This is a genomic window from Pyruvatibacter sp. (assembly GCF_040219635.1).
Taxonomy (GTDB): Bacteria; Pseudomonadota; Alphaproteobacteria; order CGMCC-115125; family CGMCC-115125; genus Pyruvatibacter.
In genome coordinates, this window is record NZ_JAVJSC010000004.1 from 182,271 (window position 1) to 195,260 (window position 12,990).

The 12,990-nt window shown below is 60.3% G+C and carries 13 protein-coding genes; 9 read left to right on the top strand and 4 right to left on the bottom strand.

What is annotated here, in order from left to right; genetic code table 11:
- Positions 1–48 precede the first annotated feature (48 nt).
- Complete coding sequence (locus RIB87_RS09635; RefSeq protein ID WP_350145982.1) at positions 49–1,110, top strand: Rieske 2Fe-2S domain-containing protein; 1,062 nt, start codon at positions 49–51, stop codon at positions 1,108–1,110.
- Here RIB87_RS09635 and RIB87_RS09640 read toward each other — a convergent pair.
- Positions 1,107–2,027 (bottom strand): alpha/beta hydrolase, encoded by a 921-nt coding sequence (locus RIB87_RS09640; protein ID WP_350145984.1) that lies wholly within the window; start codon positions 2,025–2,027, stop codon positions 1,107–1,109. The two genes, RIB87_RS09635 and RIB87_RS09640, sit on opposite strands and share 4 nt — an antisense overlap.
- 107 nt (positions 2,028–2,134) lie before the next feature.
- On the opposite strand from RIB87_RS09640, the gene RIB87_RS09645 reads away from it, so the two are divergent.
- Positions 2,135–2,431 (top strand): hypothetical protein, encoded by a 297-nt coding sequence (locus tag RIB87_RS09645; protein ID WP_350145986.1) that lies wholly within the window; start codon positions 2,135–2,137, stop codon positions 2,429–2,431.
- Positions 2,428–3,210, top strand: coding sequence for a helix-turn-helix transcriptional regulator (locus RIB87_RS09650; RefSeq protein WP_350145988.1), 783 nt, complete (start codon positions 2,428–2,430; stop codon positions 3,208–3,210). The genes RIB87_RS09645 and RIB87_RS09650 overlap by 4 nt, the downstream gene beginning before the upstream one ends.
- A 5-nt stretch (positions 3,211–3,215) precedes the next feature.
- Here RIB87_RS09650 and RIB87_RS09655 read toward each other — a convergent pair whose 3' ends face one another.
- The gene (locus RIB87_RS09655; protein WP_350145990.1) at positions 3,216–4,394 is read right to left on the bottom strand and encodes a DUF2336 domain-containing protein; all 1,179 of its coding nucleotides are present in this window, start codon (positions 4,392–4,394) and stop codon (positions 3,216–3,218) included.
- A gap of 322 nt (positions 4,395–4,716) precedes the next feature.
- On the opposite strand from RIB87_RS09655, the gene RIB87_RS09660 reads away from it, so the two are divergent.
- Both RIB87_RS09660 and RIB87_RS09665 read left to right on the top strand, forming a co-directional pair.
- On the top strand, positions 4,717–5,028 hold the full coding sequence (locus tag RIB87_RS09660; RefSeq protein WP_350145992.1) for a hypothetical protein: 312 nt from the start codon (positions 4,717–4,719) through the stop codon (positions 5,026–5,028).
- Positions 5,029–5,074: 46 nt separating this feature from the next.
- Positions 5,075–5,512, top strand: a complete 438-nt coding sequence (locus RIB87_RS09665) for a Rap1a/Tai family immunity protein (protein ID WP_350145994.1) — start codon at positions 5,075–5,077, stop codon at positions 5,510–5,512.
- Between the two features lie 58 nt (positions 5,513–5,570).
- On the opposite strand, the gene RIB87_RS09670 is transcribed toward RIB87_RS09665, so the two are convergent.
- Positions 5,571–6,755, bottom strand: coding sequence for an ATP-binding protein (locus tag RIB87_RS09670; RefSeq protein WP_350145996.1), 1,185 nt, complete (start codon positions 6,753–6,755; stop codon positions 5,571–5,573).
- 156 nt (positions 6,756–6,911) lie between these two features.
- On the opposite strand from RIB87_RS09670, the gene RIB87_RS09675 reads away from it, so the two are divergent.
- Together RIB87_RS09675 and RIB87_RS09680 are read left to right on the top strand one after the other, a co-directional pair.
- Positions 6,912–8,165, top strand: a complete 1,254-nt coding sequence (locus RIB87_RS09675; RefSeq protein WP_350145998.1) for an MFS transporter — start codon at positions 6,912–6,914, stop codon at positions 8,163–8,165.
- Positions 8,166–8,280: 115 nt separating this feature from the next.
- The gene (locus tag RIB87_RS09680) at positions 8,281–9,528 is read left to right on the top strand and encodes an MFS transporter (RefSeq protein ID WP_350146000.1); all 1,248 of its coding nucleotides are present in this window, start codon (positions 8,281–8,283) and stop codon (positions 9,526–9,528) included.
- Between the two features lie 37 nt (positions 9,529–9,565).
- Here the strand turns inward: RIB87_RS09680 and RIB87_RS09685 are convergent, their stop codons facing one another.
- On the bottom strand, positions 9,566–10,477 hold the full coding sequence (locus tag RIB87_RS09685; protein WP_350146002.1) for a crotonase/enoyl-CoA hydratase family protein: 912 nt from the start codon (positions 10,475–10,477) through the stop codon (positions 9,566–9,568).
- 191 nt (positions 10,478–10,668) lie between these two features.
- On the opposite strand from RIB87_RS09685, the gene RIB87_RS09690 reads away from it, so the two are divergent.
- Complete coding sequence (locus RIB87_RS09690) at positions 10,669–12,213, top strand: AMP-binding protein (RefSeq protein WP_350146567.1); 1,545 nt, start codon at positions 10,669–10,671, stop codon at positions 12,211–12,213.
- The gene (locus RIB87_RS09695; protein ID WP_350146004.1) at positions 12,194–12,937 is read left to right on the top strand and encodes a gamma-glutamylcyclotransferase; all 744 of its coding nucleotides are present in this window, start codon (positions 12,194–12,196) and stop codon (positions 12,935–12,937) included. Before RIB87_RS09690 ends, RIB87_RS09695 begins: the two co-directional genes overlap by 20 nt.
- Positions 12,938–12,990 lie beyond the last annotated feature (53 nt).

The window sequence follows — 12,990 nt, forward strand, 5'->3', positions numbered from 1 at the left end:
TCTGACACCGCGGCGCGGCATCGGGGGCTATAACGGATGACGGGACCGATGACAGATCGTGGTGACGGCTTTCTCAGGGACATCTGGTATTTTGCCGTGCATGGTCGCGACATTGCGCCGGGCGCACTGACGCACAAGGTCATTGCCGGTGAGCCCGTGCTGCTGGGGCGCACCAAGGCGGGTGAGGCGTTTGCCATACGCGACATTTGTCCTCATCGCGGCGTGCCACTGTCCTACGGCAAGTTCATTGACACTGACAATCAGCCTACCGTGCAGTGCCCCTATCATGGCTGGCGCTTTGGCACGGATGGGGTCTGCAAGCACATTCCGTCGCTCTATGAAGGGCAGGACATGGACCCGACGCGGATCTCCGTCGCGTCCTATCCGCTGCGAGAGCAGCAGGGCGTTTTGTGGATATGGATGCCGTCGGATCTGCGCGCACCGTCCCAGCCAGATGATCAACCGCCGGTGATGCCCGGTGTGGGCAACCGGCCCGCACGCATCGTGGAAAAGATGCAGCTCTCCTGCCATGTGGACAACGCCGTGATCGGGCTGATTGACCCGGCGCACGGGCCGTTTGTTCACAAGAACTGGTGGTGGCGCGACGAAGGGCGGATGCGCGAAAAGGCCAAGGCGTTTGCGCCGGTCAAGAACGGGTTTTCCATGGTGGCGCACAAGCCGTCTGCCAACTCGAAAGTCTATAAGCTGATGGGCGGCGACGTGAAAACCGAGATCAGTTTTCTGCTGCCTGGTGTGCGTGTGGAGCACATTACGGCGGGCAAGCATCATCTGGTGGGCATGACGACGGTGACGCCTGCCGGTGCCCAGACCACCGAAATCACGCAGAGCTTTTTCTCAACGGTGCCGTGGCTCAACGTCATTGCGCCACTGCTCAAGCCGTTTGTGCATCACTTCCTCAAGCAGGACGTAGATGTGGTGAACCTGCTGCAACAAGGCCTGAGCTTTGACCCGCGCCTGATGCTCATCAACGAAGCGGATGTGCAGGGCAAATGGTATTTCAGCATGAAAACCGAATGGGACCGCGCGCGCGCTGAAGGCCGTCCGTTCAAAAACCCGGTGCCTGAAACCGTGTTGCGGTGGCGCAGCTAGCCCGGCATCTGGGTACGCAGAAAATCCGCCGCACGCTGCACGGCACGCTGGCCTTCGGGCAGGTGCTGGTGGAAGGCGTGCCAGACATGAACCATTTGATCCCACACCTCCAGTTCAGCGCACACGCCAGCGCGGCGCATGGCTGTTGACAGGTCGCGGGCGTCGTCAATCAGCACTTCGGCACCGCCAACCTGAATGAGACACGGCGGCAGCCCGCGATGGTCTGCATAAACGGGGGACGCCAGAGGGTCGTGCGGGTCGGCACCTGCCAGATATACATTTGCCGTGTCGGCAATGCCTGCCTGGGTGATGGACGGGTCCAGATGCGCGTGGGTTGTATAACTGGGCCGTGCGCATTCAAGGTCCGTCCACGGACTAATCAGTATGGCGGCAGCGGGCAGCGGGAGGTTTTCATCGCGGGCCCGCACCATGAGGGCTACCGCCAGGCCGCCACCTGCTGAATCACCGCCTAGCGCTATGTCTGTCGCGGAGACGCCGGTTTCAAGCAACCAGCGATAGGCGGCTATGGCATCATCCACCGCGGCGGGAAACGGATGCTCCGGGGCCAGCCGGTAATCCACGCTGAGGCAGCGCATATTTGCAGCGTCCGCCAACGCGGTTGTGAGATGGCGGTGGGACGTGGGCGAGCCGAACAGATAGCCGCCACCGTGAAAATACAGAAGCGTGCGGGTGCCTGATGCATTAGGCCCGGCCTGCCACTCAGCGGCGGCACCGCCCGCAGACACAGGTTCAATGGTGAAACTGCCCGCCACCGGGTAGATCAGGGCATTGCCGTCTGCGGCTTCGCGGCGTTGCTGCAATGTAAGGTTGGCGCGGGCGGCACCGCGCTCGCGAATGAACTGATGCAGTGTGGTTGCAGTGAGCGCGGCGGGAGTGGGGAGCTGGATGTTTGTCATCTTGACCAAGCCTATCGCGTTCACCGGAGGGGATGCGAATCGTATAACGTCTGGTTCAGACTTCAAGGTGATCCGCATCCTCGCCAGTTTTGACAGGTTTTGTGTTTTTGACCCCGCTTTTCTACAGCCGACGCGCTTATCGCGCCCTCGCAGCCTTGCCCAAGCCTGCACAGGCACTAGTGCGCGATGCGGCGTTGGCACTGACAGACCAGGGCGACGCATCCGCGTCGCTGCGTGCGCTGCCCGGCGGGATGGAACACAATCTTGTCCAGGTAGCCGTCGAAGGCGTTGGTCGTCTTGTTTGCAGGATTACGGCGGAGCGCATTGATGTGCTGATGATCGTTCGGCGCAATCATGCTCTGCCCACCTCGGCGCGCAGGCTGGACGCAGGTATTGCCGCATGAGCAACACCAAGCCCATTCAGATCATTGAAACACCGCAGGGCGAACCCTGCTTTGCCGCGGTGCCGATTGAGTTGTACCGCGTCATGGTGCGCGACCTTGAAGCCTATGGTGACCTCAAGGCGGGGCTGACCGAACTCAACACGCTGGACGCAGGCGCGGATGCTGTGCCTGCAGACGTTGCCCACCGCATCGCTGACGGTGCCAACCCGGTGCGGGTATGGCGCGAGCATCGCGGACTCAAGGCTGTGGCGCTGGCGCGGCGCGCGGGCATCAGCCCGGCCTATCTGTCGGAAATCGAAACCGGCAAAAAGGAAGGCACATTCAAAACCATGGCGCTGTTGGCGCGGCACCTGGGCATCAGCCTTGATGATCTTGCCCCGATGGCAGACCACGAAGACGCGGAGGGCATTCGGCGCACGGGCCGTGAGGCTGCTCTCAAGGCGGAGATCGCTGGCATTCGTGCCGCTATTTCAAGCGGTGCTTTTGACAGCGGTGCCGTGCGGGCTGCCGCCTCACGCCTTGAACGCGATACCAAGGCGCTGGTGGCAGACGGCGCGGACAGCGCCTGGGCCGCCAACCTTGCCGGTGCGCTGGCGCAGATTGTGGCGTTGGTGGACGAAGCGGAAAACGCCATCGTGCAAACTGCCCGCGACGCGCAAACACAGCTTGAAGAGATCATGTCGTTCGAGGCGTTTGCCGCACCCGCACCGCGCAGGCGCACACCGCGTAGTGACCTTGACGACATGCCGCGTGACGCCCACAGACTCGCGGGCGAATAGTCGCGTCAGGCCGCTGCGCTATGGCGCACGGGCTTTTTTGCCCTCACCGTATCGTCCCAATATCGCAGCACCACGTCCGCGCGATCGGTTGCGACAGAATCGAACAATGCCGTCAGCCGGTTCACTTCAGCCGCCGTGCGTGTTGTTCCCTCCCGGTGGCTGGCAACCAGCAAGGCGAACTGCAAAAACTCCCTGCGGGTGAGGCCAAGCGCCTTGCTGACCACAGCCAGCGCTTCGCCGCCGGTATCAGTCACAATATGCGCTGCCGTTGCGGGTTTTATGTCCGCATACTGACCAAGCATTACGACAACCTTGCGCAAGTCCTTGCCGCGGGCGGCGGCCAGCAGATCTTCCCCCAGCGACGGACCATAGCGCTTTTGCGGCACCATCAAACTCAGCGTGCGCATCAGGTCGGGATCGCCGGCAAATGCTTCCATGCCCTCCTCGATGGCATCTGTCAGGGCTTCACGCAGCATACGGCGGTCGGTTGTGAAACGGTTGACGATGTCGAGGCGCAGCTTGGAGGATGTCCACCAGAACATTGTGTGTGCCAGGGCGGGCGTCATGTCGGTGCGCGCAAGCAACGGTTCACACAAAGCAGGTGTTTGTTCGCTGAGTTCGACGATTTTCTGCAAGCCTTCTGCTGAGAACAGCGCGCCCTTGTTGCGGGCAATGCTCAGCACCGCATCAGGGTCGCAGGTGGCTACCAGAGCATCGGTCACGGACGCTGAAAGCTGTTCACGCTTTGCGGTGGCCACCCAGTGGTCGTGACCCTTGTTTGAAATCACGCTTACAAGGTCGCTGTCGCTCAGCGCTTTGGAGCGCTCCAGCAGCGGGCGCGCCACTGAAATGATGTCATGCGCCAAGGCTACCAGCACATCGGGCGGTGCGTCGGCGCGGTCTGCCAGACGTGCGGCCAGGCGGGCGCGCAAATCCACTTCAATGTGACCGACGAGCTGGGTCAGCATCTGGTCCACCAGTTGGCGTTCCTGCGGGGTGAGCTGGTCGGCGGGCAGAAGGGCGATGTCGGTGAGACGGCGCACGATGAGGGCGCGGGCCTTGCCGGCCTTGTCGCGCGCAAGTGCGACGAGGCTCAGCATCTCCTTTGCGTCGCGACGAATATGGCTGTCAGGAGCATCGGTATGCTGGTGGTTTGTGTGCGCGGGTTCCAGTGTCTGCGACATCGGTTCAGCCTCCACTTGCCTTTTGACTTGGCTTGAGACGGGTAACGGCAAAGTTGATCCGTCTTTTCTAAGTGTTTGGGCATAATGACCGCGCGGGGCTTACAGCGTTGCCAAAACCGGTTGTTGCATTTGAGCCGACAAAAGCGCGTGTTTGCCGGGTGTTTGCCGGGTATTTGTCCGGCTTTTGTTGGTAATTTGCACAAAGTTGCTGTTTTTGTGGGCCGTTTACCGCGACAAAAGGGTGGCATCGCACGCAGAGCAGCACTCTGATAGCATTCGGGGAACCGGATATTGGCTTGCCGGGTAGCTGGGGGAGTTGGACGTGACACGCTTATATCGATCGATAATTCTGGGTGCGGCCATTGGTCTGCTGGCCGCCGGGTGTGCTCATGAGGCTGACCGTGACCTGTCGCATCTGCCCGGCTTTACCGCTGGCTACACCGATGGTTGCCGCACTGCGCACAACCGAGAACGCGGCTTTGCCACCAAGGTGCTGCGCGACGAGGACATGTTTGCACAGGATGCAGCGTACCGCGCCGGGTGGCGTGACGGCTCCATGACCTGCGGTTCCTCAGACGGGCTTGGCCGCAACCGCATGTTTGAAGATCAGCAGATTGGCCCGGCGCCACTCTAGGTGAAACATGCTGGTTCAGGCCCGCGCCTGTAGGTAAACTTGACCCATGACAACCCTACGCCCCCCGTTTTCTGTCAGGCTGTTTGCCGCGCTCACGGCAGCGGCCCTGTGCGGTGTCGTCGGCTTGGCGCACGCAAAATCGCGGGTGGAGACAGGCCAGGATCTGTATACTGCGTGCAGCCGCGCAGTGACTGATTTTGAGGATGGCCGCACGCCACAAAACTCAGTGGCTATCTACCACTGCAATCAGTTTCTGGGTGGCTTGTTTCGCAGCCATCAGGTGATGACGCGCAACCGGGTGACGGCCAAGCAGCACAGCAACGAGGATGCGGACCGGGTGCAGTGCCTGCGCGTGCCGCAGCAGGCAAGCTTCAAGCAGTTGGCGCAAAAAGTGGTGAACCAGGCCGAGTGGCAACCGGAACTCTTGGAGAAGCCCGCAATGGAACTGGCTTTCTCGGCGTTTGATGCCATGACGCCTTGTTAGCGTGGACACTTTGTTCGCGGGCACGCCTTGCCAGTGCCCCCCTGCTAAGACGCTGCTCCTAAGCTACTGCAGGCTGCAATGCTCTCGCGCCATATGAAACAATGCGTTCGCGCGGCAGTGACACTGTAACTTGCGTGCCTTCAGCGAGGACGCTTTGTATTTCAAGAGAACCGCCATGGGCCTGCATCATGGCGCGTGCGAGCGGCAGGCCAAGGCCTGTTCCCGGACGGGTGCGGCTCATGGCGTTCTCAACCTGCTCAAACGGCTCAAGAACCGTTTCAATACGATCTGCCGGGATGCCGATGCCGGTATCGGCTACTGTGAGACTGGCGGCATGTGTGTTGCTGGATGCGGTCACACATATGGTGCCACCGGCAGGGGTAAACTTGATAGCGTTAGACAAAAGATTGAGAACAACCTGTCGCGCCATTCGTTCATCTGCATACAGAGTAACATCGCCGTCAGGCAACCGGGTTTCAAGGGTTAGCCCTGCATCGGCGATTGATTGTTTGAGCATATTCAGCGCGTCAAGAATGGGGCGTGAAGCCGGAAACTCTTCCTCGCACAAATCTATATGGCCGGATTCAATTTTGGCCATATCCAGCAGTTCATTGATAAGGCCCAGCAAGTGGTTGGCACTCGCGTTCACGTCCTTGACATACTCGCCGTAGCGCGGCGGTGACACCGGCCCAAACGGCTCAGTGGCCATAAAATCGGTAAAGCCGATGATGGCATTGAGAGGGGTCCGCAACTCGTGGCTCATGCTGGCAAGGAACTGAGTCTTGGCCCCGTTCGCCACCTCGGCGCGGTGACGTTCAATTTCAAGCGCCGCCAGACGGTGTTCACTTACATCCAGCATCATACGCAACAGTGTCAACGCAGTGCCGACACCGCAATAAATACCGTTTTCCACGACGACAAAGCTGCGCAACAGATCACTGGCGCGCGCGCCGCCAATACGGCCAGTTAATGTATCGAAGGCAACGTCGGTATCCACGATAAGTGGGGATGGGTCCATAAGGTGGCTAATCGGACGACGGCCATAAAGGTCCGGACCAAACTGATATGAATAGCGCAACACGAAGTCCTGACGGTTGACCATACCGGCTACCAAACCGTCATCTACCACCGCTACACACATTGCATCGGGGTCATGCATGAAAATCTCATAGACCTCATGGCACTTGGCCGACGATGTAACCGGTGCGCGACGCTCTATGAGTTGATCAATTTGTCTGGTCATGAAACCTTGTCCGCACCCGTCCAATGCTGTTCGACGATCGTATGCCCCACCGCTTGCATTTCGCTTAATGTCCGGGCTCAATCGCATCTGACTTAAAAGTTTCATACGAACGTCACATTGCTGCTTGCCCAGGCAGTGCCAAGAAAGTTTCAGGCTTTGACCGATCGGCTTACGGAGCATTCTGCTCCCGCGACAGGCCCTAAAATCTTCAACTGGTATGCGATCGGGCTGGCCACATGGTTTGGCAGCACCGGGCTGCAAATGGTGCTGTTTCCCTATCTCGTGGCTGTCGTGCTCGACGAAAGCGCGTATCGGGTGGGGTTGGCGCAAACGGCCATCATGGCACCTTCGCTGCTGTTCATGATCTTTGGTGGGGCGTTCGCAGACCGGCGTGACACGCGGGCGTTATTGATGCGGTTGCATTGTATTGCCGCATTGCCGCCGCTCGTGCTGGCGCTGATTATTTTCGGCGGCTCATTGCGGTTTGAATGGCTGATCGCGTTTGGGCTGGTCATGGGCACGCTGTCAGCCTTTGCCATACCCGCGCGCGACTCGCTGCTGTCAACGGTGGCGGTTGTTGCGTTTGGCACGGACATTCAAAAAGCGGTGACCCTGGCATCCGGCCTACAGTTCATCGGCCAGCTTGGGGGCATCATCGTTGCCGGCGCGGCATCGCTTACGGGCGTGCCTGCCTTGCTGGTGTTGCAATCAGCCGTCATGCTGACAGGCGCTGTAGCCGTGCGCAAACTTCCCGCTGCACCTCCTATCGAGCGACCCGCCTCACACCACCTTGCTGATATGCGCGACGGCATTGCGCAGGTTGCGTCATCGCCGGTGATCCTGCCTGTTGTGTTGTGCATGTTTGCCGTAGGCATTTTTTATGTCGGCAGCTTCATGGTGCTGTTGCCGCTGATGGTGCGCGATCTGTTTGGCGGTGGTGCCACTGAAATCTCGCTGGTGAATATCTGTTTTTGGGGCGGGACTATTATGGCCACCTTCGGGCTTTTGCGCTTTGGCCATATTCATCGGCGCGGGCTGGTGCTGGTATGTACGCTGTCCAGCGGCGTGGTCATTCTCGCCCTCATTGGCATTCCGGCACCGTTCTGGGTCATGTGTCTGTTGTGTTTCATCTGGGGTCTGGGGGCCGGCACCTCCATGACCATGAGCCGGACGATTGTTCAGCTTGCAGCGCCACCCAGCCACCGCGCGCGGGTACTGTCGATTTTCCAACTGGGGTTTGCGGGCGGCGGGCCGATCGGCGCGTTCGCCATGGGCTTTTTGATTGCAGGCACCAACCTGCATGTAGCCGCATGGATACCGGCGGGCATCATGCTTTTGGTAATCATTACCGTCGCCAGCACAACGCGGCTGCTGTCCATCACCGCTGATGATGTGGCAGCTCCGGCCTAGAACAGCGGTCTTTTTTAGGCAAAACCCTGACTGGACTGTGTGATCGGATTATCTGACAATAAGTCAGTAGGTTTCTCCCGGCGGCCCTAAAGCACGCCAAACTGGATATTCCCCTGTGACTTCAAGTGACGCACACCACCAGGCCGAAGCGCGCTGGTACATGACCGGCCATGCCGCTTTTTTTCTGGCGGCGGGGTTTCAGGGCGTTCTGGTGCCGTGGCTGGTGGCTGTGGTGCTGGCTGAAACGCCGGAGCGTGTGGGCATCGCGCAGATGTTTTCCATGCTGCCCATGCTGCTGTTCATCATGGTGGGTGGTGCTGCCGCTGACCGGGTGGAGCTGCGCGGCCACCTGGTGAGGCTTCAGGTCTTTGTTGCCCTGCCCTCAGTGGCACTTGCGGTGGTGATCGCGACGGACAGCCTGAGCTACTGGGCGGTGATTGCTTATGTGGGCGTCATGTCCACAGCATCCGCGTGGGTGGTGCCCGCACGGGACTCCATCCTCACACGCATCGCCATGCGTTCCATGGGCGGGGCCATTCCCCATGCTGTTGCCATGGCCACGGCTGCGCAGTTTGCAGCGCAGGTGGTGGGCATGATTGCGGCAGGCTTTGCCGGCATTGTGGGGGCTGTGCCTTATCTGGTGCTGCATTCGGTGCTGGCGCTGTTTACGGCATTTACAACAACACGGCTGGAGGAAGCACCGCCGCAACCCGGCACAGACGAAAAGCGATCCCGCGCAAGAGAAATGTGGGAAGGCCTGTCGATGACGCTGGGCGACCCGGACATTCGCGCCATCATGATTTTGATGGGGCTGGGCGGGGTATTTTACATCGGCGTGTTCATGGTGATTTTCCCGCTGCTTGCGCGCGATGCCTATGGCGGCGGGGCCTTCGAGATTTCACTGTTCACGGCGGCGTTTTTTGGCGGCATCGGTGCGTCCAGTTTTCTGCTGACGCGGCTGCCTGAGATCAGGCGGCAGGGCCGCGCCATCATGCTGGCTATGTGCGCAGGCTCCGTCACCATGACGGCCGTGCATTTTCAGCCGCCGTTCTGGGCGGTGCTGCTGCTGGTGCTGGTGTGGGGGCTGTCGGCGGGCGTGAGCATGTCCACATCGCGGGCGCTGGTACAGGCGCGTGCGCCCGACAGCCATCGCGGGCGGATGCTTGCGGCATTTCAAATGGCCATGATGGGCGGCGGACCCATTGGTGCGTTGCTGGCAGGTTATGTGGCCAGCATTCTGGGGCTGTTTGATGCGTTGCTGGTGCCGCCGGTGGCGATGCTGTTTTTGTGGCTTGGCGTGTTCTTCTTCACCAGCCTGTGGAAGGCGGATGCCCGCATGGGCGTGCCGCAACCTGCCGACTGATACAGCCTGACATATTGCGACACGCCATCAGAGCAGCCTAGCTGTATTTGCGTTCTTCCCACCACGGATAGAAGCTCGGCATGTCTTTGGACGGCGTACACGGATACTCCGGCTGCCGCTTTTCAAGGAACGACATGACGCCTTCCTTGGCGTCTGCCGTCTGGCCGCGTGAATAGATGGCGCGGCTATCAATTTTGTGCGCCTCCATCGGGTGATCGGCCCCCAGCATCCGCCACATCATCTGACGGGTGAGCGAGACCGACACGGCTGACGTGTTGTCGGCAATCTCGCGGGCAATCGCGCGGGCGGCGGGCAACAGGTCGTCGGGCTCATGCAGGGAGCGCACGAGGCCGCCGTCCAGCGCCTCCTGCGCGTCAAACACGCGGCCGGAATAGCACCACTCAAGTGCCTTTGAGATGCCGACAATACGCGGCAGGAAGTAGCTTGAGCAGGCTTCAGGCACGATGCCCCGGCGGGCGAACACAAAGCCGAAGCGCGCCTTGGTGGAGGCGATGCGAATATCCATTGGCAACTGCATGGTGACGCCGACGCCTACAGCCGCCCCGTTGATGGCGCCGATCACAGGCTTGATGCTTTCAAAAATCCGCAGCGTCAGGCGACCGCCGCCGTCGCGCACGCGCTCATCGGACCAGTCGATTTCGCCGCCCTTCATGGCTGAGCCCTGTTTGTCGGGCCTATCGTCGCGGGCTTCGTAGTCAAAGGTCTTGGCACCGGCAGACAAGTCCGCCCCTGCGCAAAATGCACGGTCGGCCCCTGTCACGATGATGGCGCGCACGGCGTCGTCGGCATCCGCGCGGTCGAACGCATCAATCATCTCCACCATCATTTCGCCGGTGAAGGCGTTCATTTTTTCAGGGCGGTGAAGCGTGAGTGTGAGCACGCCGTCGTCCACGTCATACAGAATGGTGTTGTAGGTTTTGTCGGCCATGGTGGGTCGTCTCCCGAATTATCGTTGGTATCTCAGGTTTCTGTCGGGGGGAGTTTAGCGTGCAAATCGGCGAGCGCCAGATGTGTGTGCTTACGGCTAACCGGTATTCAAGTGCGAACCGGTTGGCGTATAACAACACTGAAAGAGCTGCTTGAGCAGCCAAACACAATATGCCTGCTCCAGGGAGAGACATCATGCATCCGTGCGACCACGCCCAGACCAACCCGGACAAACCCGCCTATGTGATGGCCTCCACCGGCGAGACCGTGACCTACAAGGAACTGGATGACCGCTCCAACCAGGGGGCGCAACTGTTCCGCAAGTTCGGCCTCAGGCGGGGCGATTCGATTGCCATTTTCATGGAAAACAACGCGCGCTTTCTGGAGCTGTGCTGGGCCGCGCAACGCGCCGGCCTGTATTTCACCTGTATCTCGTCACGGCTGACCGCAGGCGAAGTTGAGTACATTGCCAGCGACTGCGGGGCGAAGCTGTTTATCACTTCCGCAGCGATGGGCGATGTCGTGGACAAACTCGTGGACAAGATGCCCGGCGTTGCACACCGCCTGATGGTGGGCGGCACGCGGGCCGGGTATGAGTCCTATGAAGAAGCGCGTGACGCAATGCCCGCAGAACGCATCGCAGATGAATGCCCCGGCACTGACATGTTGTATTCGTCGGGCACCACCGGGCGGCCCAAGGGCATCAAGGCACCGCTGCCGGAAGGTGCGATCAACGAGATACCGCCGCTGCTGGGGCTCATCACCGTGCTGTATGGCGCAGGCGAGCACTCGGTCTATCTGTCCCCCGCGCCGCTCTATCACGCAGCGCCATTGCGCTACAACATGGCGATGCATCGCGTGGGTGCCACCTGCATCGTGATGGAACACTTTGATGCGGAAGAAGCACTGAAGCTTGTTGAAAAACACAAGATCAATATCAGCCAGTGGGTGCCGACGATGTTCGTCCGTATGCTGAAACTGCCCGAAGATGTGCGCAGCAGGTATGACGTGTCGAGCCTTACCTGCGCCATTCACGCAGCGGCCCCCTGCCCCGTTCCCATCAAGGAACAAATGATCGAGTGGTGGGGTCCGGTCATCAACGAGTATTATGCCGGCACCGAGGGTAACGGCTTTTGCGCGCTCAACTCGCAAGAGTGGCTGGAACACAAAGGGTCCGTTGGCAGGCCCCTGATGGGCGAGCTGCATATTGTGGGTGAGGATGGTGAGGAAGTGCCCGTTGGTGAGGTCGGCACCATCTATTTTGGTGGCGGCAACGAGTTTGAATATCACAACGACCCGTCCAAAACCGCCGAAGCGAAACACCCCAAAGGCTGGACAACGCTGGGCGATGTGGGCCGTGTGGACGAGGACGGTTTTTTGTATCTGACCGACCGCAAGTCCTACATGATTATTTCCGGGGGCGTGAACATCTACCCGCAGGAAGCCGAAAACCTCCTGGTGACGCACCCCAAGGTGGCGGACGTTGCGGTGATCGGCGTGCCGAACGAGGATTTTGGCGAGGAAGTGAAGGCGGTTGTGCAGCCCATGGCGTGGGCCGAGCGCGGACCGGAGCTTGAAGCTGAACTGATAGAGTTCTGTCAGTCGCAGCTTGCCAAAATCAAATGTCCGCGCTCCATCGACTTCGAGCAGGAGTTACCGCGCCACCCGACAGGCAAGCTGTACAAGCGGCTGATCCGCGACAGGTACTGGGGAAACCGTGACTCGAAAATCGTCTGACGCGGCCAAGCAGAACGCGTTCGGGGTCGAACTGAAACTGTCGCCGGACGGCATGATCCTGCGCGAGAACTTTACCCACGAGCGGATGGAAACGCTGCGGCGTGAGCTGGCGGAGCGCGGCGACACCTCGTTGCTCACGGCGCAGGAGCGCGAGGATAACCGCCGTCGTTTCATGCGCCGGTGGAATGGAAAATCGGACATCTGGGTGTTCGGCTATGGCTCGTTGATGTGGAATCCCGCCATTCATGTGGCTGAAACCCAGCCAGCCAAGGTGTTTGGCCTGCACCGTTCGTTCTGCCTCAACCTGCCGCTGGGACGCGGCACACCTGAAAAGCCCGGCCTGATGCTGGCACTGGACCATGGCGGCTCGTGCCGCGGCATGGCGCACCGCATTGCGGCGCATCAGGTGGAGAGTGAGACAGAGATATTGTGGATGCGCGAAATGATCGGCGGCTCCTACCGGCCCGCATGGGTCACCCTTCAGATCAACGGCAAACCCCTCAGCACACCCGCCTTCACCTACGTTATCAACCGGCAGCACAAGCGCTATGCGGGCAAGTTGAAAGAGCCGACTGTCATCCGGCGGATTGCGCGCGCGGAAGGCCAGTTGGGCACCAACCGTGACTATCTGTATCGCACGGTTGAGCGGCTGGATGCGCTGGGCATAGGCGACGGGCCAATGCATCAGCTTTGCGGGCGCGTGCGGGCTGCCGCCGGAGACTGAGCACCCTCACGCCTCGTCTTGTGCCGCGAAATCCGCTAGGCTCAACCCGTTGC

Coding starts and splice junctions, on each gene's coding strand:
- RIB87_RS09635 (WP_350145982.1), top strand. CDS start 49: ATGACAGATCGTGGTGACGGCTTTCTCAGGGACATCTGGTATTTTGCC.
- RIB87_RS09640 (WP_350145984.1), bottom strand. CDS start 2,027: ATGACAAACATCCAGCTCCCCACTCCCGCCGCGCTCACTGCAACCACA.
- RIB87_RS09650 (WP_350145988.1), top strand. CDS start 2,428: ATGAGCAACACCAAGCCCATTCAGATCATTGAAACACCGCAGGGCGAA.
- RIB87_RS09655 (WP_350145990.1), bottom strand. CDS start 4,394: ATGTCGCAGACACTGGAACCCGCGCACACAAACCACCAGCATACCGAT.
- RIB87_RS09665 (WP_350145994.1), top strand. CDS start 5,075: ATGACAACCCTACGCCCCCCGTTTTCTGTCAGGCTGTTTGCCGCGCTC.
- RIB87_RS09670 (WP_350145996.1), bottom strand. CDS start 6,755: ATGACCAGACAAATTGATCAACTCATAGAGCGTCGCGCACCGGTTACA.
- RIB87_RS09685 (WP_350146002.1), bottom strand. CDS start 10,477: ATGGCCGACAAAACCTACAACACCATTCTGTATGACGTGGACGACGGC.